18 protein-coding genes are annotated in these 22,462 nt (G+C 59.5%); 11 read left to right on the forward strand and 7 right to left on the reverse strand.

Annotated elements, in window-relative coordinates:
• Positions 1 to 50 precede the first annotated feature (50 nt).
• Positions 51 to 338, reverse strand: coding sequence for an I78 family peptidase inhibitor (locus tag GOV88_RS09745; RefSeq protein WP_171124060.1), 288 nt, complete (start codon positions 336 to 338; stop codon positions 51 to 53).
• Between the two features lie 130 nt (positions 339 to 468).
• Between GOV88_RS09745 and GOV88_RS09750 the strand changes: the two genes are divergently transcribed.
• Positions 469 to 1,581 (forward strand): S-(hydroxymethyl)glutathione dehydrogenase/class III alcohol dehydrogenase, encoded by a 1,113-nt coding sequence (locus tag GOV88_RS09750; protein ID WP_171240290.1) that lies wholly within the window; start codon positions 469 to 471, stop codon positions 1,579 to 1,581.
• Positions 1,582 to 1,676: 95 nt separating this feature from the next.
• Entirely contained in the window at positions 1,677 to 2,402 is a 726-nt protein-coding gene (locus tag GOV88_RS09755) for an NYN domain-containing protein (RefSeq protein ID WP_171240291.1), read from the forward strand.
• A gap of 10 nt (positions 2,403 to 2,412) precedes the next feature.
• Here GOV88_RS09755 and GOV88_RS09760 read toward each other — a convergent pair whose 3' ends face one another.
• The 3 genes from GOV88_RS09760 to GOV88_RS09770 form a co-directional block, all read right to left on the reverse strand.
• The gene (locus tag GOV88_RS09760) at positions 2,413 to 3,351 is read right to left on the reverse strand and encodes a DMT family transporter (RefSeq protein ID WP_171240292.1); all 939 of its coding nucleotides are present in this window, start codon (positions 3,349 to 3,351) and stop codon (positions 2,413 to 2,415) included.
• A 107-nt stretch (positions 3,352 to 3,458) separates the two neighbouring features.
• Positions 3,459 to 3,872, reverse strand: a complete 414-nt coding sequence (locus GOV88_RS09765; protein WP_171240293.1) for a group III truncated hemoglobin — start codon at positions 3,870 to 3,872, stop codon at positions 3,459 to 3,461.
• Positions 3,873 to 3,920: 48 nt separating this feature from the next.
• Positions 3,921 to 6,839: an error-prone DNA polymerase gene (locus GOV88_RS09770; RefSeq protein WP_171240294.1), complete on the reverse strand. Its 2,919-nt coding sequence runs from the start codon at positions 6,837 to 6,839 to the stop codon at positions 3,921 to 3,923.
• A gap of 197 nt (positions 6,840 to 7,036) precedes the next feature.
• Between GOV88_RS09770 and GOV88_RS09775 the strand changes: the two genes are divergently transcribed.
• From GOV88_RS09775 to polA, 3 genes are all read left to right on the forward strand, one after another.
• Positions 7,037 to 7,213, forward strand: coding sequence for a zinc-finger domain-containing protein (locus GOV88_RS09775; RefSeq protein WP_171123113.1), 177 nt, complete (start codon positions 7,037 to 7,039; stop codon positions 7,211 to 7,213).
• 82 nt (positions 7,214 to 7,295) lie between these two features.
• Positions 7,296 to 7,766 carry a hypothetical protein gene (locus GOV88_RS09780; protein WP_171240295.1) on the forward strand — a complete coding sequence of 157 codons (471 nt, stop codon included), beginning with the start codon at positions 7,296 to 7,298 and terminating at the stop codon, positions 7,764 to 7,766.
• A 70-nt stretch (positions 7,767 to 7,836) separates the two neighbouring features.
• Complete coding sequence (polA, locus tag GOV88_RS09785; RefSeq protein ID WP_171240296.1) at positions 7,837 to 10,632, forward strand: DNA polymerase I; 2,796 nt, start codon at positions 7,837 to 7,839, stop codon at positions 10,630 to 10,632.
• Between the two features lie 44 nt (positions 10,633 to 10,676).
• On the opposite strand, the gene GOV88_RS09790 is transcribed toward polA, so the two are convergent.
• Both GOV88_RS09790 and GOV88_RS09795 read right to left on the reverse strand, forming a co-directional pair.
• Positions 10,677 to 10,907, reverse strand: a complete 231-nt coding sequence (locus tag GOV88_RS09790; protein WP_171240297.1) for a DUF2798 domain-containing protein — start codon at positions 10,905 to 10,907, stop codon at positions 10,677 to 10,679.
• A 61-nt stretch (positions 10,908 to 10,968) separates the two neighbouring features.
• Positions 10,969 to 11,724 (reverse strand): hydroxypyruvate isomerase family protein, encoded by a 756-nt coding sequence (locus GOV88_RS09795; RefSeq protein ID WP_171240298.1) that lies wholly within the window; start codon positions 11,722 to 11,724, stop codon positions 10,969 to 10,971.
• Between the two features lie 179 nt (positions 11,725 to 11,903).
• Here GOV88_RS09795 and GOV88_RS09800 point away from each other — a divergent pair, with 179 nt between their 5' ends.
• Positions 11,904 to 12,839: a DMT family transporter gene (locus GOV88_RS09800; protein WP_254428741.1), complete on the forward strand. Its 936-nt coding sequence runs from the start codon at positions 11,904 to 11,906 to the stop codon at positions 12,837 to 12,839.
• Here the strand turns inward: GOV88_RS09800 and GOV88_RS09805 are convergent.
• Entirely contained in the window at positions 12,836 to 13,414 is a 579-nt protein-coding gene (locus tag GOV88_RS09805; RefSeq protein WP_171123101.1) for a DUF1285 domain-containing protein, read from the reverse strand. The two genes, GOV88_RS09800 and GOV88_RS09805, sit on opposite strands and share 4 nt — an antisense overlap.
• Positions 13,415 to 13,478: 64 nt before the next feature.
• Here GOV88_RS09805 and GOV88_RS09810 point away from each other — a divergent pair, with 64 nt between their 5' ends.
• The 5 genes from GOV88_RS09810 to GOV88_RS09830 all read left to right on the forward strand — a co-directional run bounded on the left by GOV88_RS09810 (position 13,479) and on the right by GOV88_RS09830 (position 22,462).
• Positions 13,479 to 14,486 (forward strand): MoxR family ATPase, encoded by a 1,008-nt coding sequence (locus tag GOV88_RS09810; RefSeq protein ID WP_171123099.1) that lies wholly within the window; start codon positions 13,479 to 13,481, stop codon positions 14,484 to 14,486.
• Positions 14,483 to 15,358, forward strand: a complete 876-nt coding sequence (locus GOV88_RS09815) for a DUF58 domain-containing protein (RefSeq protein WP_171240299.1) — start codon at positions 14,483 to 14,485, stop codon at positions 15,356 to 15,358. The genes GOV88_RS09810 and GOV88_RS09815 overlap by 4 nt, the downstream gene beginning before the upstream one ends.
• A complete protein-coding gene (locus GOV88_RS09820) occupies positions 15,355 to 18,117 on the forward strand; it encodes a DUF4159 domain-containing protein (protein ID WP_171240300.1) in 2,763 nt (920 codons plus the stop codon). The genes GOV88_RS09815 and GOV88_RS09820 overlap by 4 nt, the downstream gene beginning before the upstream one ends.
• On the forward strand, positions 18,114 to 20,156 hold the full coding sequence (locus GOV88_RS09825; protein ID WP_171240301.1) for a hypothetical protein: 2,043 nt from the start codon (positions 18,114 to 18,116) through the stop codon (positions 20,154 to 20,156). Before GOV88_RS09820 ends, GOV88_RS09825 begins: the two co-directional genes overlap by 4 nt.
• A 98-nt stretch (positions 20,157 to 20,254) precedes the next feature.
• Complete coding sequence (locus tag GOV88_RS09830) at positions 20,255 to 22,462, forward strand: response regulator (RefSeq protein WP_171240302.1); 2,208 nt, start codon at positions 20,255 to 20,257, stop codon at positions 22,460 to 22,462.

Below are 22,462 nucleotides of genomic sequence, written 5' to 3' on the forward strand. Positions count from 1 at the left end.
AAAATGTTCCCACTTTGTTCTTATCCGAGAATCACGCCCCGAGTCCACGCTTACCCGCAGGTCAGACGTTGAATGATCCCTGCGCCATCGACATACACGTTCAGCCGGTCAATGCGGTAATCCTGCGTGGCAATCCCATCGGGCCCCAGGATGCGCGACCGTTCAGGCAATTGCGCCTGAATGGTCGAGACCGGTTGGCCGACGGAATCGGCGAATGTCTCGCCCTGACAAAAGGCCAGATCAACCGGAGAAGCTTCGGGCTGAGTCGCCGCTGTTTCGGTCGCGGGGGTCTCTGCACAGGCTGCCAACAGGACCAGCGCGGGTAAAAATCGGTGCATTGGCGTTTCTCCTCGTGACAACGTCGTTACTGCAATATCAAACAATTAGCCAATCTGTCACGAAAGCACAGTTGAAAACACCCTGCAATTGACGCAGGGTCGAGGCATATAAGACAGGGAGACAAGCACAATGCGTACCCGTGCCGCCGTCGCCGTTCAGGCGGGCAAACCTTTGGAAGTGATGGATGTAAACCTTGAAGGCCCCAAAGCGGGCGAGGTTCTGGTCGAGATCAAGGCCACCGGTATCTGCCACACGGATGAATTCACCCTGTCAGGCGCCGACCCCGAGGGGTTGTTCCCCGCGATTCTGGGCCATGAAGGTGCGGGCGTTGTGGTCGAGGTCGGCCCGGGCGTGACCAGCCTGAAGCCGGGCGATCATGTGATCCCGCTTTACACCCCTGAATGTCGTGAGTGTGAATACTGTCTGCATCCCAAGACCAACCTGTGTCAGGCGATCCGTGAAACACAAGGCCAGGGCCTGATGCCCGATGGGACCTCGCGCTTTTCAACATTGGATGGTGATCCGATCCTACACTACATGGGCTGCTCAACCTTCTCGAACCACACGGTTCTGCCGGAAATCGCGCTGGCCAAGGTGCGCCCGGACGCGCCGTTCGACAAGATCTGCTATATCGGCTGCGGCGTGACCACCGGGATCGGAGCCGTCATCAACACCGCCAAGGTGGAAATCGGCAGCCGCGCCATCGTGTTCGGTCTGGGCGGTATCGGTCTGAATGTGATTCAGGGCCTTCGTCTGGCCGGGGCCGATCAGATCGTCGGCGTTGATCTGAACCCTGCCAAGGTGGAAATGGCCACCAAGTTTGGCATGACCGATTTCGTGAATCCGGCCGAGGTCGAAGGCGATTTGGTGCCCTATCTGGTCAATCTGACCAAAGGTGGCGCGGATTACACCTTTGATGCTACCGGCAATGTGGGCGTGATGCGCGCCGCACTGGAATCGGCGCACAAGGGCTGGGGTGAATCGATCATCATCGGCGTGGCACCAGCGGGGGCCGAAATCTCGACCCGTCCGTTCCAACTGGTCACCGGGCGCTCGTGGCGCGGCACGGCCTTCGGCGGCGCGCGGGGCCGGACCGACGTGCCCAAGATCGTCGACTGGTATATGGAAGGCAAGATCGAGATTGATCCGATGATCACTCATACGATGGGTCTGGATGATATCAACCAAGGGTTCGACCTGATGCATAAGGGTGAAAGCATCAGATCGGTCGTAATCTACTGAAATAGAAAAAATAAATTCACAGGGCGGGCTTTTGTCCGCCCTTTTTTGTTCTTACATTCATCTTCAAGAATACCATCTCAGGTTGAGGGATTGAATTGACGACACGGAATGCTGACCGCCTTGCGGTTCTGATTGATGCAGACAATGTGCCTGCGAAACATGCGGCAGAGATTTTTGAAGAAATTGCCACATTGGGTGAAGCCAGCTTGCGCCGTATCTACGGTGATTTCTCGAACGGCGCACCGCAAGGCTGGGATGCCAAATCCCTTGCTAAATATGCAATTGTTGCCCATCAGCAATTCGCCAATACGATAGGCAAGAATTTCAGCGATATCGCATTAGTCATCGACGCGATGGATATCCTGCATTCCGAGCGGTTCAGTGGTTTTGTTCTGGTGTCCTCGGACAGTGATTTTACCCGCCTCGCCAATCGCATTCGCGAACAGGGGCTGGACGTCTTTGGGATAGGCGAGCGCAAGGCACCGGAATCGCTGGTCGCAGCCTGCAATCGGTTCATCTATATCGAGAATATTAAGCGGGATACCGCGCCTTGCGTACCCGCAATCAAAGATGGTGAAGCAAAAGGAAAACAGAGCCTAAATCACGCGTTTCAGTTGATACGAAATGTGGTCAATACCACAAACGATCCCGATGGGTGGGCGACTTTGCCCTTTGTGGAACGGCAACTGGGTAAGATTTATCCGGACTTTGATCCGCGCAGTTATGGCTATACCAAGCTGAGCGATCTGGTTCGCGGTCTCGGTCGTTTTGATGAAGCCGACGCGAATGGAAACTTCAGGTTGCGATATTTGGAAAAATAATTGGATCGCGTTACGCCCCCGGCCGCGTCGCCCCCGTATCCGAACGAGGTGACCGCACCCGTAGAACCGGTGTGTTGACAGACGAGGTGTTCGCCCGGCTCTCGCGCCAGACGACGAACACACCTGACGCGATAATGATGCTGGCTCCGACCGCGACCCAGCCATCGGGCCGCTCGCCAAAAAAGACCATGCCGAACAGCGTGGCCCAGATGATCTGGCTGTATTGGCTGGGCGCGACGACCCCGGCTGGCGCGGCGCGATAGGCCAGAATGATCAGGTGCTGGGCGATCACTGAAAACACACCAACCAGCGCCATCATCGCCAGATGCAGCAGCGAGGGCGGCAGGTAGACCGCGGGTTGGGCCACACTCATCACCACGATGGCCAGTAACATAGGGTAGAGGATCAGCACCGCCGAGCGTTCCTCGTTCCCGATCTTGCGAACCAGAACGGAGGCAAACGCACTGCAGAACGCAGCGGTCAGGGCGGCAAGATGGCCAAGTGTGATGTCCGTCGCCCCGGGGCGCAAAACGATCAGCACGCCGATCAGACCGACGCCAACGGCGGCCCAGCGCTGGGCGCGCACGACCTCTCCCAAAATGGGGATCGACAGGACTGTGACGATCAGCGGGAAGGAAAACAGCAGCGAGTAAACCTCGGCCAGTGGCAAGACTGAAAAGGAGTAAAACGCGCAGGTCATCGCCGTAACCATCAGGCCGGATCGCAACAGAACCAGCCAAGGGTGATGCGGCAGGAAATTCCCGGTGGTCCGGTCAGTCAGAATCGTCACCGCCATTGGTACAAACGAGAATAGCGTGGCGAAAAAGATGATCTGCATCACCGAGTAGGTGCCACCCAGAACCTTGATCAGGGCGTCATGGCTGGCAAAGACCGCAAAGCCTGCAAAAGCATAGCCAAGGCCCTTGAGGGTGTTGTTTTGCGTGGTCATCCCGAAGGTCTCGGTAGTATGTCAGGTGGGTTGCCTGTTGCTTACCCCTATTTAGCCGAGTCTGGTAGCCTCAATTTTACCGCTAACATCGGTTTTTGGTTGGGGCGCTATCGCAAGATCGGCGGTGCGTCTTTTGGCTGGCGTGCGGACTGAACGCCTGCCTTCATCCCTACGCCGATCCTGCGCGCCAGCGCGACCCATGGGGTGGCGGTTTCAGGCGGCAGGGTCTGGCTGGCGACCTCTTCAAACAGGTCCAGCCAGTGGGCGAACATCTCGGGGCGCACGTCAGGCCGCTCGATATGGACCCGCTGCGGATTACCGTCATAGCTGCGCTCAAACAGGATGGCGTTGCGCCAGAAGGCGGCGATCTTGTCCTCATGCGCGGGCCAGTCATGGACGTGCTTGTTGAACACCGGCCCCAGAACGGCATCCTCGCGCACGCGGGCATAGAAGGCGTGGACCTGCGCGTTGATCTGGTCCGGTGTCGCAGGAAAACGCGGGGGCAAGGTGGGTCTGGTCATGGTGGTCTCAGGTTTCGACTCTAGCCCGGGGCATATCCGGGGCGGAGGTCAGGCAACAGGTGTGGTTTTGTCGCGCGGCTCGGGCGTCAGCAGATGTCGGATCAGGGCCACCGGATGCGCCTTCAGGCTGAGACGGGTGGCGACGTAATCCTCGACCACCTGTTCGCCCAATGTCATCTGCGGCAGGTAGGCTGCGGGTTCATCCAGCGTCTCGCCTTCCAGATCCTGTGAGAACAGCGGCAGGGGTTTCGCGGTCGCAATCGCCTTGGCCTGCCACAGAGCCTCGCGCCGGGTCAGATCGCAGGCGGCGAAGGCATCGGCCTCGGCCAGACGTTCGATCACCGATGGCCCCAAGCCTGCGCGGCGCCAGACGTCATCCACCTGAGTGTAGCCGTTGCCCCGCGCGGCGGTCAGCCAACTGGCGTCCTCCTCGCTGAGGCCCTTGATCTGGCGGAACCCCAGCCGCAGGGCCAGCCCACCATGACCGTCGGGTTCCATCACATTGTCCCAGAAGCTGGCATTGATGCAGACCGGCCGCACCTGCACCCCGTGTTCGCGGGCATCCCGCACGATCTGGGCAGGGGCATAAAAGCCCATTGGCTGCGAGTTCAGCAGTGCGCAGGCGAAGATGCCCGGATGGTGGCATTTGATCCAGGCTGAGGCATAGACCAACAGCGCAAAACTGGCCGCGTGGCTTTCTGGGAAGCCGTAAGAGCCGAAGCCCTCGATCTGTGAAAAACACCGCTCGGCGAAATCCTGTTCGTAACCGTTGCGCTTCATCCCGCGCAGGAAAAGCGCGCGGAATTCGCTGACATTGCCGTGCTTTTTGAACGTGGCCAGCGATCGGCGCAGCCGGTCCGCCTGTTCCGGGGTGAAGCCCGCGCCGACGATGGCGATCTGCATCGCCTGTTCCTGAAACAGCGGCACGCCCAGTGTTTTACCCAACACCTCACCCAATGCGTCCGAGGGGAAGCTGACCTCTTCTTCTCCGTTCCGGCGGCGGATATAGGGGTGGACCATGTCGCCCTGAATCGGGCCGGGGCGGATGATGGCGACCTCGATCACCAGATCATAGAAAGTGCGGGGCCGCATCCGGGGCAGGAAGTTCATCTGAGCACGTGATTCCACCTGAAACACCCCCACCGAGTCCGCTTTGCACAGCATATCGTAGACCTCGGGATCCTCGGGCGGCAGGGTGGCAAGGGTATAGCCGGTCTGGTGGTGCTGTGTGATCAGATCGAATGCCTTACGGATACAGGTCAGCATCCCAAGGCTGAGGACATCGACCTTCAGAATACCCAGACTGTCGATATCGCCCTTGTCCCAACAGATGACTGTGCGGTCCTCCATCGTGGCGTTTTCGATGGGGACAAGCTCGTCCAGGCGTCCTTCGGTGATGATGAAACCACCCACATGTTGCGAGAGATGCCGGGGGAAGCCGTCGATCTCATAGACCAGCATTAGAGTCTGCTTTAGGCGGCGATCCTCGGGATCAAGGCCGATCTCGCGCATCCGTTCGGCCTCAAGTCCCTTGGCTGAGAAGAACCCCCATAGCTGCGAGGACAGGGCCGAGATCGTGTCTTCGGTCAGGCCCATGGCGCGCCCGACCTCGCGGATCGCACGCTTGCCGCGATAATGGATCACGGTGGCGCATAGCCCTGCGCGGTGGCGGCCATAGCGGTCATAGATGTGCTGGATCACCTCTTCGCGGCGTTCATGTTCGAAATCGACGTCGATATCGGGCGGTTCATCGCGCGCCTCGGACACGAAGCGCTCGAACACCATCGTACCCATCTCGGGGCTGACCTCGGTGATGCCGAGACAGAAGCAGACCACCGAATTGGCCGCAGATCCGCGTCCCTGACACAGGATATCGCGCGAGCGGGCGAAATGAACGATGTCGCGGACGGTCAGGAAGTAGGGCTCATATTTCAGCTTGCCGATCAGGGTCAGCTCGTGCGCCAGCATCTTTTTGGCTTTTTCCGAGGCCCCAGCCGGATAACGCCATTTCAACCCTTCATGCGCTAGACGGTGCAGGCGCTGGGTCGGGGTTTCCTGATCGCTGCCCTCGCTGGGGTATTCATAGCGCAGCTCATCCAGCGAGAATTGCAGCTGTTCGCTGAGCATATGGGCGCGGGTGATGGCGCCTTCATGATTCTTGAAGATACGTAACATCTCGGCCTCGGACCGTAGGCGCTGTTCGCCATTGGCCAGCGCGTCGCGGCCCAAATCATCGACCTTGCGGCGCAGGCGGATGGCGGTCAGCACATCGGCCAGCTTGCGACGGGCCCCGTGGTGCATCATCGGCGCGGCACTGGCGATTGTGGGGATGCCAAGTTGCTTTGATTCAGTCTCTAATAAAGAGAAATACGCACTGTCTGCACCGTCATACCGGGGATGCATCAACAGATGCATCCGCCTGCCAAAGCGGCGCGTCAACCGTTGTGCCTGTGTCCGCCAAGGGCTCGCGCCGCCCTGTGACGGGGTCGGTTGTGGCCAGAGCAGCAGGTGGAGACCGTCAGAGAATTCCATCAGGTCGGACAGGTGCAGGATACAGTCGCCTTTCTCGGCCCGCAGACGGCCCGCAGACAGGATACGGCACAGGTTGCCCCAACCCTGCCGGTTCAGCGGCAGGGCGGTGACGGTGGGCGCGTCGGTGAAGATCAGCCGTGCCGCAGGGATCAGGCGCGGCACCGCGCGGATCAGATATGAGGGTGGTTTGGGGATATGATCGGGGCAGGTTGGGCCTATGGGCGTGTTCTGCCCTTCCCATTCCACACGTTCGCGCACCTTTCGGGCGATCTCGCGCGCTTGAGTATGGGCGCGTACGATCCCGGCCACCGAGTTGTCATCGGCAATCGCAATGGCAGGCAGGCCCAGCATCACGGCGCGCTCCATGTATTCCTCGGGGTGGGATGCCCCGGTGAGAAAGGTGAAGTTCGACGTGATCGACAATTCGGCATACATGGCGATTCCATATTATATTCACGTTTTGTTCTTTTTCGAGTCCTTTGCGCAGGAAGCGGGTCGCTTGGCTTTGCCAGGTCACAGTTGATCCTGATTGCCGCATCTCACACGCGGCACTTGCCCCCGGTTTGCGCATCGCTCATAAACGCAGTCACACATGCCCCGCGAGGCCGACAACCGAAGAAGGATCGCCAGCCGTGACCATCGAAGCGCCGGAAACCAAGATCGTGGAAACCACCCGAGTTGCCTGTGACGGCGGCGAAGGCGCGTTGGGCCATCCGCGCGTGTGGCTGCAAATCCCCGAGGATACCGGTTGGGTCGAATGCCCCTATTGCGATTGCAAATATGTCCTGAAGGGCACAGATCAGGGCTGATCGCCCTTACAAAGAATGAACGCCAAAATCTCGCCGCGTTTTTTGTTCTAAGGCTCGACCGGAACCAGCCCGGGTGAGAGTGATGACTGACCTTCACGCTACTGACACAGCAAATCCTGTTTTTGGTTGGACAGGGTTTAGCCTTGCGTCGATTGCGCTGTTTGCAGCGCTATTTGTGTTCTGGGCAGGACCGTTCGCGCCGCAGCAATCCACCGGGGTTTCTTTGGGGGAATTGGCGGCCGAGATCGGTAAATCCACGCTGCGCGCCGCGGCCGGGATTGAGCAGCCCGAACCGGTGGCGCAGGCCCGTGATCTGGACGATTTCCTGCGTATCGGGGTCGCCATGTTGGGCGGGTTGGCAATTGTTTTGTCCGTTGTTGGTATCCTGCGTCACGAAAAGAGACGCCCGGCTATTGCAGGCGTTGTCATCGGTGTGGGCGCGATCCTGTTTCAGTTCTTTGCCTTTGCATTTTTTGCCTTCCTCGGTGTGCTGGTTATCATGGCGCTGCTGAACAGTTTCTCGGACGTTTTCAGCGGTCTGTTTGGTGGATAAGCCGCGTTCCTGACTGGTCACGCGCGCGGCCCTGTGGCAGAACCATCCCTGACCGACAGGGAGAGCGCGCATGAGCAATTTCGGAAAAGGATGTCACCTGCATCTGATCGATGGATCGGCCTTTATTTTCAGGGCCTATCACGCTCTGCCCCCGCTGACGCGCAAATCCGATGGGCTGCCGATCGGCGCCGTTTCGGGGTTCTGCAACATGCTGCAGAAATATGTCGAGGGGAACGCCGGACCCGACGCGCCGACCCATGTGGCGGTGATTTTCGACAAGGGCTCGCACACGTTCCGCAATGATCTTTATGACCTGTACAAAGCCAACCGCGAGGCCATGCCTGAGGACCTGCGACCGCAGATGCCTCTGACCCGTGAAGCCACTCGCGCCTTCAACATCGCCTGCAAGGAGTTGGAGGGGTATGAGGCCGACGACATCATCGCCACGCTGGCCGTTCAGGCGCGTGACGCGGGTGGGCGCGTGACGATTGTCAGTTCCGACAAGGACTTAATGCAGTTAGTTGGCGGCGGCGTGGAAATGCTGGACGCGATGAAGAATAAACGTATCGACCGTGATGGTGTGTTCGAGAAATTCGGCGTCGGACCCGAACGGGTGGTCGATGTGCAGGCGCTGGCAGGCGACAGCGTGGATAACGTGCCGGGCGCTCCGGGCATTGGAGTCAAGACCGCCGCCTTGCTGATCAACGAATATGGCGATCTGGAAACGCTGCTGGACCGCGCAGAAGAGATCAAGCAGCCCAAACGCCGCCAGACCCTGATCGAAAAGCGCGACCAGATTGAGCTGTCGAAAAAGCTGGTGCAGTTGGACGAAAACACCCCGCTGGACTTCACGCTGGACGATCTTGAAGTGAAGGACCCCGAGCCAGACACGCTGCTGGGTTTTCTGGCGGATATGGAGTTCCGCACCCTTACCAAACGCATTGCCGACAAGCTGGGGGCCGAGGCCCCGGTGATCGCCGATGCCCCCGCGCCCGAGGTTGTATCTGAGGCCGAGGATATCTCCTTTGACGCCGCGAAATACGAGTGCGTTCGGGATGCAGCAGCGCTGCAGGCGTGGATCGACCGCATCTATGAATCCGGTTGGGTAGCCGTCGATACCGAGACCACCGGATTGAACGAAATGATCGCCGATCTGGTGGGCATTTCGCTGTGCGTTGAGGCGGGCTCGGCCTGTTACATCCCGCTAACCCACAGCGACGGAGCCGCTGATGATCTTTTCGGCTCAGACGCACTGGCCGAGGGGCAGATGCCGTTAAATGAGGCTCTAATACTGCTGAAACCTATGCTTCAGGATCCGTCGATCCTGAAGATTGGACAGAACATGAAGTATGACGCCAAAATATTCGCGCGCTATGGTGTGGACGTGGCACCGATCGACGATACGATGCTGATGTCTTATGCGATGCATGGCGGCAAACATGGGCACGGTATGGATACGCTGTCCGAGCGTTACCTGAACCACACGCCGATTCCGATCAAACCGCTGCTAGGGTCCGGCAAATCGGCCATCACCTTCGACAAGGTGCCGATTGATGAGGCCACCGATTACGCCGCCGAGGATGCGGATATCACGCTGCGCTTGTGGAAGCTGTTCAAGCCGCAACTGCATCAGGTGCAAGTGACGACAGTTTATGAAACGCTGGAGCGTCCTCTTGTGCCGGTCCTCAAGGAAATGGAGATGCACGGGATCAAGGTGGACCGCGATGTGCTGTCGCGCATGTCCAACGCCTTTGCGCAGAAAATGGCCGGGTTAGAGGCTGAAATTCACGAACTGGCCGGTGAGAACTTCAATGTCGGCTCGCCCGCGCAACTGGGTGAGATTCTGTTCGACAAGATGGGACTTGAGGGCGGAAAAAAGGGTAAAACCGGGAAATACTCGACCGGGGCGGATATTCTCGAAGACCTCGCCACCGAGCATGAACTGCCCCGCCGGGTGCTGGATTGGCGGCAGTTGTCCAAGCTGAAATCGACCTATACGGATGCGCTGCAAACCCATATCAACCCCGATACGGGCCGGGTACATACGTCTTATTCAATCACGGGGGCCAACACGGGCCGTTTGGCCTCGACCGATCCGAACCTGCAAAATATTCCGGTGCGCACCGAAGAAGGCCGCCGCATTCGTGAAGCGTTTATCGCCGAGCCGGGCAATGTGATGGTCAGCCTCGACTATAGCCAGATCGAGCTGCGGATTCTGGCCCATATCGCTGACATTTCGACCCTGAAACAGGCGTTTTCGGATGGATTGGACATTCACGCCATGACCGCCTCCGAGATGTTCGATGTGCCATTGGACGAGATGACGCCGGATATTCGTCGTCAGGCCAAGGCAATCAATTTTGGTGTGATCTACGGGATTTCAGGCTTTGGTCTGGCGCGTAACCTGCGCATTCCACGGGCTGAGGCGCAGGGCTTTATCGACCGCTATTTCGAGCGTTTTCCAGGTATCAGAGCCTATATGGATGACACTGTCGCCTTTGCCAAAGAGCATGGCTATGTCCAGACGCTGTTTGGCCGCAAGATCCACACGCCCGAGATCAACGCCAAGGGGCCGCATGCTGGGTTTTCGCGCCGGGCGGCGATCAACGCGCCGATTCAGGGGACAGCGGCGGATGTGATCCGGCGCGCGATGGTGCGGATGCCGGATGCGATCAACGGGCTACCCGCCAAGATGCTGTTGCAGGTGCATGACGAATTGCTGTTCGAAGTGGCCGAGGATGCGGTGGATCAGGTGATCGGCGTGGCGCGCGACGTGATGGAAGGCGCGTCTGATCCGGCGGTGAAACTGGATGTCAAGCTGAGCGTGGATGCCGGGCAGGGGGCCAACTGGGCCGAGGCGCATTAAGGGCGCGCTGCTCATCAGGCCTAATAGGTCCTCTTCGCAGCGGGTCAGTCCTGCGGCCTGACTAGGCGATTGACCAGCCGTTGCACTGTGGGGCCGAGAATCAAGATAACCGAGAACGCGATCGGCCAGCAAAAAGCCCAGGATGCCATCCAGTCGCCCGCCGTGTTTGGCCCCAACCCGATCGCCTTAACCGTGGCGATGCCTGTGACGATGCAGGACATCAGGCCCGACATGATCAGGCTGAACAGAGCGCGGGCATAGCGGGCAGGGAGCATTGATCGAATCCTATGGTCTCGGTTTCTTTCATCTGCGGTATTTATAACGCAAATGCCAGAGCTAGGCGCGCATCCACTTCAAGCTGTTGATCGTTTGCGGTGTTGAGGGCACGTATTCGGCGCTGACCCATCCTGCGTATCCTGCATCATCCATCGCGCTGAACAGGGCAGGAAAATCGGTTGGCCCGCGCCCGGGTTCTGATCGGTCTGGTGCCGCGCCAACTTGAGCGTGGACCACGTTGGCATTGAACCTGCTCCACACGTCCAGTGCATCGCCGTGAATCATATGGGCGTGAAAGCTGTCGAATTGCAGCCCGATATTGGGGCGGTCTACGCGGTTCAGAACATCAGCAGCCAGATCGTAGTCGTTCAGGAAATAGTCTGGCTGCGAAACTGGGTTCAGCGGCTCAATCGTGAACTGTTGCAGGGGTGCGAAATCGGCAGCCCATTTCAGGTTCTCCACGAAACAGTCCAGCGCATCGCGGCTCGAGGCATAGCCCGACATGATGTGGATCAGCCCCGGTTTCAGTACATCGGCGTAACGCATCACGCGACGAATATCCGATTGGAACCGCGCTTCGCCGCCGGGGATTGCTGCATAGCCCGGCTGTCCGCCCGTGTAATTTGGTGGCGGCGCGTTGATCAGGACAAGGTCCAACCCATTGGACAGCAAGGCCCGCCGCGTTTCCTTGGCGGCCAGATCATAGGGAAACAAAATCTCAACGGCTTGAAACCCGGCTTCTGCTGCCGCCTGAAACCGGTCGAGATAGGGAAGTTCTGCAAACAGCAGCGAGATATTGGCGGCAAATTTGGGCATTGGCAGGTCCGGGTTTTTGGTGACCGGACCTTAGCTGTCGGGTGATTTCAGGGAAAGGGACTGAAAACGACAGATTGTCGAAAATCGGCCAGATCGCCCGGGGCAATTCAGAGACATTCGGGACAATGCGGCGAATCATTTTCGGTCGCCGTTCCAACAAAAGGTCTGACACCATGGCAATGAGCCCTGACCCCGTGCGCGGGAACACTCTTTCTGTGTCTGCCGGGCGCAGTTCTGCCTTGCCCGGCAATGGCTTGGCGGTGGCAAGCATGCTGACATGGGCAGCCGGGTTTCCGGCGGCCGAGGTGCTGTTGCAAAGCTGGCCCCCCGTCGCGCTCTTGGTGGCGCGACTGGCGATTGCGGTGTTGGTGATGGTGCCGATCTGGGTGTTGTTTGACGGGCCGACCCGCGTACTGCGCGCCCGTTGGGGGCATGCGATGCTGGTCGGTGGAACGCTGGGCGCTGGGATGTTCCTGATCATTCTGGCGCAAAAGCTGACCGACCCGGTGACCGTGGCCATCATCGCCTCGTGCGCGCCCTTGTTTGCGACTCTGTTGGAGCTGGCGACGGGTACGCGACGTTTGCGGTGGAATTTTGCCATCGGAGTCATAGTGTCGATCATCGGTGGGTTAATCGCAACCAGCGCGGTGGCCCCCGCTCAACTAGGGCTTGGCGCAGGGTGTGCCATTGTGTCGACGGGGTTGTTCTGCTGGGCCAGCATGGCAACCGCGCGGGATTTTCCAGAACTCAGCCAGACCGGGCGCAGTACCATTACATTCGTGGGCGGGTTGGTCGTGGCCTTCTTTCTGTTCTTCACGGCAGGGCAGTTGGGTATGGATGTCATCCCCACGGCTCCGGTTGATATGCAGCAAGCGGGAATGCTGGTGATCTATGCGCTGATCTCGATGGGGCTGAGTCAGGTGTTCTTTATCGCCTCGGTCGGGAAAATCGGCGTGGCGCTGGCGTCGTTCCACATCAACATCGCGCCGTTTTACGTGATGTTGATCATGCTTGTGCTGGGGGACGAGTGGAACTGGACTCGCGCGCTGGGCGCGGGGATCGTGGCTGTGGCCGTGGTGCTGGCGCAAGATCGTCGGGTGGTGCGCCGGGCTTAGTCCGGCAAGTCCTCGGACCGGATCAGGGGGAAAAACTGTCCATCTGACCAGACGCCGAACCAATCATCATTGTGTTCGGCAATGTCGACCAGCCGGTAGAAACTTTTGCGGTCGATCCGCGCTTCGAGGTTGGCACGCACCAATATGTAGGGCGCGGGTTCATCTGTTTCAGGGTCGATAACAATGCGGATCGGGTGATCTGGCCCTGCGATGGCGGTATCGCCGACATGTGTCGTGAAAGTCAGCACCTGCGCCGCGCCGGTGCCCGTCGCATCGAAATCGACCGCGACGAAGGGCGCGTCCTCGACGGTGATTCCCACCTTTTCGACCGGGGTGACAAGATAATATTTCCCCTCTTCTTTCTTAAGAATTGAGGAAAATAACTTCACAAGCTCGAACCGGTTGATCGGTGACCCTAGATAAGACCAAGAGCCATCTTTGGCGATATGGATGTCCAGATCGCCACAAAACGGAGGATTCCACAGGTGAACCGGGGGCAAGCCCTTGGTTTTGGCGGCTTTGACTGATGCCGCAATGCCATCAGGAGAGGGTGTCACAGGTTTTTGTCCGCTCATTACTTTTGCCATTTCCTTTTCGCGCGATACACTTCAACCATATTAGTCCACGGAAGGGAAAGTCATGACCGAACCTGCCGACCTCGTGTCCGAGATCGAAGCGCTGGAAACCAAACTGCAAGAGGCCAAGTCCTCGATCACCCGCCGCTTTATCGGACAGGAACGGGTCGTGGACCTGACCCTGACCGCGCTGCTGTGCGGCGGGCATGCGTTGCTGATCGGTCTGCCCGGTCTGGGCAAGACGCGACTGGTTGAAACGCTGTCGACCGTGATGGGCTTGCACGGCAACCGCATCCAATTCACGCCGGACCTGATGCCTGCCGATATTCTGGGGTCCGAGGTTCTGGATACCGCCGAAGATGGCAGCCGCCATTTCCGGTTCATTTCTGGCCCGATCTTTTGCCAGTTGCTGATGGCAGACGAGATCAACCGCGCCAGCCCTCGGACCCAATCGGCGCTGTTGCAGGCGATGCAGGAACGCACGGTGACGGTGGCGGGCGAAGATCGTTCTCTTGGAACACCGTTTCACGTGCTCGCAACGCAGAACCCCATTGAGCAAGAGGGCACCTATCCGCTGCCCGAGGCGCAGTTGGACCGCTTCCTTGTCCAGATTGACGTGGAATACCCTGATCGCCAAACCGAGCGTGACATTCTGCTGGCCACCACGGGTGTCGAGGAAGACGACGCGCATGAGATTTTCACCAAAGAGGAATTGCTGGCTGCGCAGGTTCTTTTGCGCCGGATGCCGGTGGGCGACTCGGTCGTTGAACTGATCCTCGATCTGGTTCGTGCCTTCCGCCCGGATGAGGCGGGTGTGTCTGAGCGTGTTGCCGAAACCGTTGCATGGGGGCCGGGTCCACGTGCGGCGCAGGCGCTGATGATGACGGTGCGGGCGCGGGCGATGCTGCAGGGGCGATTGGCCCCTAATGCCGAGGACGTGCTGGACATGGCCCGCCCAGTCCTCAGCCACCGGATGGCGTTGAACTTTGCGGCGCGTGCACGCGGGGACAGCCTAGCTGAGCTGATCGAAAGCACTGCTGCCGGCTTGATCCGCACCGAGGCTGCAGCGTGAATGCCGCGCTGACCCTTCGTGAAAGATCCGAGGCCGAGGCGTCCCGGCTGCCGCCCCTGTTGGCGCGGGCCGAACATCTGGCGGGAACCGTCCTGCTGGGTGATCACGGACGGAGGCGGTCCGGTCTGGGTGATGATTTCTGGCAGTACCGACCGGCGCAGATCGGAGATAGTCGTCGGATGATCGACCACCGGCGGTCTGCGCGGGGGGATCAGCAATTCGTGCGTGAACGCGAGTGGCAGATCGCGCAATCGGTGATGCTCTGGGTCGATCAGGGAGCGTCGATGCGGTTTGCGTCCGACAAATCCCTGCACACCAAAGCGGACCGGGCGCGCCTGCTTGGTCTGTCAACGGCGATCCTGCTGGTGCGCGGCGGGGAACGTGTCGGACTGACCGGAACAACCCTTCCGCCCCGGCGCGGCAACGCGCAAATCGTGCGGCTGGCGCAGGCTTGGTCCGAAGATGCCGCAGCCGATTACGCCCCGCCCGAACATAGGGCCATGATCCCACATGCGCGTGCCGTCTTCATTTCCGATTTCCTCGGGCCGATGGATGAGGTCGAACTGGCCCTGACCAAAGCCGCCGACCGGGGCGTGCGCGGTGTCCTGTTGCAGGTTCTGGACCCAACCGAGGAAAGCTTTCCCTATCGCGGGCGGACCATATTTGAAAGCGTTGGCGGCACAGCGCGACACGAAACCCTCAAGGCCGGAGAGTTGCGGGACCGCTATCTAGAGCGTCTCGCCAGTCGCAAGGACGCGCTGACGCAACTGTGTCGCGCGACCGGATGGCAGCTTGGTCTGCACCACACGGGTGACAGCGCGCAAGCGGCTCTGTTGTGGCTCTATCGTGCGCTGGACGGGGGAACGGCATGACGGTTCTGGCGGGCATTGGATTTACCGCACCGTGGGTGTTGCTGGGTCTTTTGACCCTTCCGATCCTGTGGCTGATCCTGCGCGCCGTGCCACCAGCGCCGATCCGCAGACTGTTTCCGGCGGTCACACTACTGCTTGGGTTGAAGGATGAAGAAAGCGTTTCGGACCGCACCCCGTGGTGGTTGCTGCTTTTGCGCATGCTGGCAGCGGCGGCGATTATCATCGGGTTGGCTGGCCCGGTTCTGAACCCGTCCCGAGAGCAAGCCGGATCAGGGCCATTGATGTTGGTGCTGGACGGAAGCTGGGCGGGCGCATCCCGTTGGTCTTCGACGCTGGACCAGATCGACGCGCAACTGACCGAGGCCGGGCGTGCCGGGCGCACGGTCGCGATCCTTAACCTGACGGTTCCCGAAGTCCCTGTCTTTCAGGCCGCCGAGGCGTGGAGCGGTCGATTGCCTGGGCTGGTTCCGATGCCATGGCAGCCTACGCTGCCGCAGATTGAACAGGCTTTGGCCGCGCTGGATGAGGTTGAAGGTGAATTTGAAACGCATTGGTTCAGTGACCGTCTGGCATATGATCGCAGCGAAACGATCCTTGCGGCTTTGCAGGCGCGCGGGGGTGTCACTGTGTATCAGTCGCCATCCTCGGTTGTTGGACTATTGCCGGCTGGCTATCAGGATGGCGTCATTCAATTGACCGCGCAACGGGCCGAGGCGGGCCCGGCTGAACGCATCACGGTTCTGGCGCAGGGCCGCGACCCGGCCGGGGTGATGCGGGTTCTTCAATCTGCCGAGGTGGAATTTGCAGGTGGCGAAACGCAGGCCCAGATAGAACTGGCCCTGCCGTCAGAACTGCGCGCGCGGATCACGCGGTTTGAAATTCAAGGTGAACGGTCTGCGGGGGCTGTGACACTGACCGATGACAGCCTGCGGCGGCGCGAAGTTGCCCTGATCGCCGGGACGCGGAACCGCGAAGGTTTGGAGTTGCTGTCACCGTTGCATTACCTGACGCAGGTTTTGATCCCGACAGCGGATTTTGTTGATGGCGGATTGCTGGACGTACTGCCGGCCAACCCGGATGTGATCGTTCTGGCCGATGTCGCCAAACTGTCCGGGGGCGAACAATCGGCACTGGTTGAATGGGTCGAAGAAGGTGGCTTGCTGTTGCGCTTTGCCGGACCGCGTATGGCCGCCAGTGATCTGGGCCGTGATGAGGAAGATATCCTGCTGCCTGTCCGCCTGCGCAGCGGCGGACGATCCGTTGGCGGCGCGATGAGCTGGGGTGAGGCCAAGGGGCTTGCACCGTTCCCCGAAAGCTCACCGTTTTATGGGCTTAAGGTCCCCGGAGATGTATCTGTGACCACGCAGGTCATGGCGCAACCAGACCCTAATTTGGCGGATCGCGTGATTGCATCTTTGTCGGACGGCACGCCATTGGTGACCCGCAAGGCGCTTGGGCTGGGTCAGGTCGTGCTGTTCCACGTGACGGCTGATGCAGAATGGTCCAGCCTTCCCCTGTCGGGCCTATTTGTCGAAATGCTGGATCGGCTGGCCGTCGCCTCGGCCGCCAAGTCTCGGCAGGAGTCCCAGTTGCAGGGCACCACGTGGGAGCCAATTCAGGTGATGGATGGGTTTGGCACCTTGTCTGATGCCGGCAATCTGTCGGGCGTTGATGGCGTCGATCTTGTGTCGGGTGCAATTGGCCCAGATCTGCGTCCGGGGCTTTACGAAAGCGGCAAGCAAAAGCTGGCGCTGAATATTCTGACCAGCGACACGATGCTTAGCCCTGCGGTCTGGCCACCGGATGTGCCTATCAAGGGGCAGGAAATTAGCACGGAAACGCCCATCGGAGGTATCCTGCTCAGCCTTGCGCTGCTGTTGCTGACGGTGGATGTCATTGCGTCTTTGGCGCTGTCAGGACGGTTGGGTCTGGCCAAGGCCGCGGCCACTGCGATCGGAGTTTTGCTGTTTGTGCCCCAAGCAGACGCGCAGACGCCCGCGGATACCGATTTTGCGCTGAACGCCACCAAGGAATTGGTGCTGGCGCATGTCCTGACGGGTGACGCGCAGGTCGATGACATTGCAGGTGCCGGAATGCGGGGTCTTGCACAAACCCTATTCTATCGCACGTCTGTCGAACCGGCCGAGCCGATCGGCGTTGATCTGGAACGGGATGAGCTGGCCTTTTTCCCTTTGCTCTACTGGCCCATTACCCCCCAGCAACCGCAACCGTCTGCCGAAGCCTACGCCAAGCTCAACGCTTACCTTCGCTCGGGTGGGATGATCCTGTTTGATACGCGGGATTCGGATGTGGCGCGGTTTGGCGCCTCCAGCCCCAATGGACGCAAATTGCAGCAGTTGGCCGCGCCCTTGAATATTCCTTCGTTAGAGCCTGTCCCGCGTGACCACGTGCTGACGCGCGCGTTCTATCTGCTGCAGGATTTTCCGGGGCGCTACGCCGGAACCGAGGTCTGGGTCGAGGCCGCGCCACTGGATGCCGAACAGATCGAGGGGATGCCGTTCCGCAACCTCAACGATAACGTGACGCCAGTGGTGATCGGCGGCAACGACTGGGCCGGAGCGTGGGCCGTTGACCGCAACGGACAGGCCCTGTTGCCCGTTGGACGCGGCTATGCAGGTGAGCGTCAGCGAGAGCTGGCCAATCGCTTTGGTGTCAATTTGGTGATGCATGTCCTGACCGGGAACTACAAATCGGATCAGGTGCATGTGCCTGCCTTGCTGGACAGGTTGGGACAATGACAGGAACCGTTATCTTTGATCCCCTGATCCCGTGGCCTGTTTTGGCCACCGTTGCTGCGGTAGCCCTTGCCGGGGTGGTTCTGGCCCTTTGGCAGGGTCTGTCAGGTTGGGCCCTGCGCGGTTTGGCGGCCCTTGTCGTGATCGGTGCGCTGGCTGGTCCAGTCTACCAGATCGAGGATCGCGCGCCCCTGACGGACATCGTGTTGATGATCGAGGATGAAAGCGCCAGTCAGACCCTTTCGGACCGCGCCGAGCAGACCGCGCTGGCAGCCGAAGAACTGGCGGCCGAGATCGAGTCGCGCGACAATACCGAGCTGCGCCGGATCAAAGTCGGTGATGGCGACGGCGACGAAGGTACGCAGGTCATGGCTGCGCTGAACGAGGCGTTGGCCGAAGAACCGCGCGCGCGGATCGCAGGAATTCTTGTGGTATCCGACGGGATTGTGCACGATGCAGATCAGGCACCCGACCTGCCAGCGCCGATGCATTTGCTGCAAACCGGGCGCGCCACCGACTGGGACCGCCGCTTGATTGTGCGAAATGCCCCCGCCTTTGCCATTATCGGTGAGCCGGTCACCCTGACCTTGCGCGTAGAAGATAGCGGTGCAGCCCCGGCTGGCGCGACCAGCGCGCCGCTTGAAATCTCGGTCGACGGTGCCGAGCCCCAACAATTCTCGATCCCTATCGGTGTCGACGTGGAATTGCCCGTCAGCCTGCCCCATGGCGGGCGTAATGTCATTCAATTCACGGTGCCCGAAGCCGAAGGTGAATTGACAGACCGAAACAACACGGCGCTGATCCAGATGAACGGTGTTCGCGATCGTTTGCGCGTGCTGTTGGTATCGGGCGAGCCGCATCCGGGCGGGCGGACATGGCGCAACCTGCTGAAGTCTGACAGCTCGGTCGATCTGGTGCATTTCACAATCCTGCGACCACCTGAGAAACAGGACGGCGTTCCGGTGGATGAGTTGTCGCTGATCGCGTTCCCAACTCGAGAGCTGTTTCTGGAAAAGATTAACGATTTCGATCTGATCATCTTTGACCGTTACAAGCGGCGCGGCATTTTACCTGCGATCTATCTGGACAACGTCAACAACTATATTAACGACGGCGGTGCCGTCCTGATCGCGGCCGGGCCTGACTTTGCCAGCGCGGACAGTATCTTTCGCTCGCCCCTGGCACCGATCCTACCGGCGCAGCCAACCGCACGGGTGATCGAGGAACGCTTTGTCCCGATGGTGACCGATCTGGGGCATCGCCATCCGGTCACGACTGATCTTGGCGATTCCGAACAATGGGGCGCGTGGTTGCGCCAGATCGACGTAAAGCACCGCTCGGGCGAGTTGCTGATGACCGGGATTGAAGACAGGCCGCTTTTGGTTCTTGATCGTGTGGGTGAAGGCCGCGTGGCAATGCTGGCCTCGGATCATGCGTGGCTTTGGAGTCGTGGGTTCGAGGGGGGCGGGCCGCAGCTTGAACTGCTGCGCCGGCTAGCGCATTGGATGATGAAAGAACCCGAGCTTGAGGAAGAAGCGCTGTGGGCCGAAGCCAACGGCCAGATCATGCGGATCATTCGGCAGACCCTTGAGGATGAGGTCGGTCCAGTTACGGTCACGCGCCCGAATGGGGAAACGCTGGACATCACGCTCGACATGATTTCCCCCGGCCGGTTCGAGGCACAGTATTTTGGGCCGGAAATCGGACTTTACCGTTTGCAGGAAGGCGAGTTGTCCGCCGTTATCGGGCTAGGTCCGGCCGCGCCGAAAGAATTTGAGCGCACCATCGCAACCTCGGACGTTCTGGATCCGCTGCTGGCTGAATTGCGCGGTGGGGCGATCAAGTTGGAGGACGGCCTGCCCGCGATCCGCAACGTGCGTGCGGGACGACCGGCATCCGGGCGCGGCTGGATTGGCCTGACGCCGCGCGACGCTTATGAAACTCGGGACGTCACGCAGGCCGGTTTGCTGCCGCCGTGGTTGGTGCTGCTTCTGGCGGGCGGCTTCCTGCTGGGCGGTTGGTTGCGCGAGGGGCGTCGTTGACGGCCCGCGCCTGTGATCCGAACTGCGCGGTAAGCGCTTAAACACTTCTTCACGCTCTGGCTGGATGTTGATCTCGGGTTAGTCCGGGATGACCAAAGATGAGTCTTGCAACAAAACTGGCACAGGAACGACGCGCACGTCTGGCGGCAGAGCGTCTTTTGGAAATGAAGCAGGCCGAATTGTCCGCCGCCAACCGCAAGCTGGGCCTGCATGCAATGGCCCTGACCAAGCGCATCGGCGAAACGCAGGCCGAGGTGGAAACGGTTCGGGGTGAGAATGAAAAGGTCAAATCCGACCTGACGCTGGCCAATGCCAAAATTGAGGTGGCCGAACGGCGCTTATGGCATTCAATTCAGACGTTTCAGGACGGGTTTGCGTTTTTTGACGGCGATAACCGCCTGATCGGGGCGAATACGGCCTACCTTAGCTTGTTTGACGGGATCGACGAAGTTGCGCCGGGCGTCGCATATCCACGGATACTTGAGATTTTGGTCGCTGAGGGGCTGATTGATCTGGGTTCCAAGGCTGCACCGGACTGGATCCGGAGGATGCTGGCCCGTTGGTCACAACCACATCCTAACGCGGAAATTATTCGCCTGTGGAATGGTCACTATGTCAAGCTGATCGACCAGCGGGGCAATGGTGGCGATGTTGTAAGTCTGGCGCTGAACATCTCGGCCTCGGTCCGGCATGAGGCCGAATTGACGGCCGCGCGCGAACGGGCCGAAGCAGCAAACCGCGCCAAGTCCGCATTTCTGGCCAATATGAGCCATGAGATACGCACCCCGATGAACGGCATTGTCGGGATGACTGACCTGCTGGCTGAAACCCCTCTGGACGAGGAACAAAGGCTCTATCTTAACACGATCCGCAACTCGGGTGAGGCGTTGCTGGTCATCATCAATGACGTTCTCGACTATTCCAAGATCGAGGCGGACAAGCTGATCCTGCACCCTGAGCAGTTTGACTTTGAACGCTGTATTCTTGAGGTTGCGATGCTTTTGCAGCCAAGTGTTCGTGACAAGGGTCTGACGCTGCTGGTCGACTATGACCTGTTCCTTCCAACGCTATTTGTTGGTGATCCGGGTCGTGTTCGTCAGGTTCTGACGAATCTGGTGGGCAATGCGGTGAAATTCACCGCCAACGGCCATGTTCTGATCCGCGTTACCGGGGTGCCCAATACCGATACCAAGACCTGCGATATACACGTGGCGATCGAAGACACTGGGATCGGGATCGAACCGGAAAAGATCGACCACATATTTGGTGAGTTCAATCAAGTCGAAGATGAACGCAACCGCCAGTTCGAAGGAACCGGGCTGGGGCTGGCCATTACAAAACGTCTGATCACGCTGATGGGCGGTACGATCTGGGTAGAAAGTGAACCGGGGCGTGGGTCGTGTTTCGGGTTCCGCGTGTCGATGCCGACCGTCGAAGGCGTTCAGCCTGCCCCTCCGGATCTGGGTGGGGGTCTGCACCACGTGATGGTTGTTGAAGATTTGGCGGTCAACCGGGCCATCCTGTCGAAGCAGCTCGGCCGGTTGGGATCGCGTGTCACGGTGTGTTCGTCTGGTGGAGAGGCTTTGGCCGCAGTTGACGATACTGTTGACCTGCTTTTGTGTGATCACGATCTGCCGGATATGGATGGGCTGGAATTGGCGACCATCCTGAAAGATCGCGGGTGGGGCGAACTGCCGGTTGTGGTGATGTCAGCCAATCCCGCCGTCATCCACGCAAACCCGGCCCGACATCTGATCGAAGGCGTTCTGCAAAAACCCATTCCCCGGGCTGAACTGTATACGCACCTGACCGCTCTTGGTCAGGAAACACGGGCCGAACCCGCAGAAATAGCTGTACCAGAAACCGTCGAACCCGATTACGCGAACGTGCCTTCGGCCGGGCGTTTGATGCGTGTTCTGGCGGCCGAAGATAACCGGACCAATCAACTGATCCTGAAGAAAATGGTCAAGGATCTGAACATCGAACTGCGGTTCGCCGGAAATGGACTTGAAGCCGTGGATGTCCATCGTGATTTCGATCCGGACCTGATCTTTATGGATATTTCCATGCCGAAAATGGACGGAAAGCAGGCCACCGGTGAAATCCGGAGGCGCGAGATTGAGACAGGCCGTCATGTTCCGATTGTCGCGTTGACCGCGCATGCGATGTCAGGAGATGATCAGGGGATCTTGTCGGCAGGTTTGGACCACTACCTAACCAAACCTCTGCAAAAACAGAAAATCCAACAAGCGATCCTGACGCATCAACCGGAGGGCACTCAGGCAGTCGTTGCCGGACAGCCATAA

Origin of the sequence: Ruegeria sp. HKCCA5491 (genome assembly GCF_013034565.1) — a bacterium.
Taxonomy (GTDB): domain Bacteria; phylum Pseudomonadota; class Alphaproteobacteria; order Rhodobacterales; family Rhodobacteraceae; genus Ruegeria.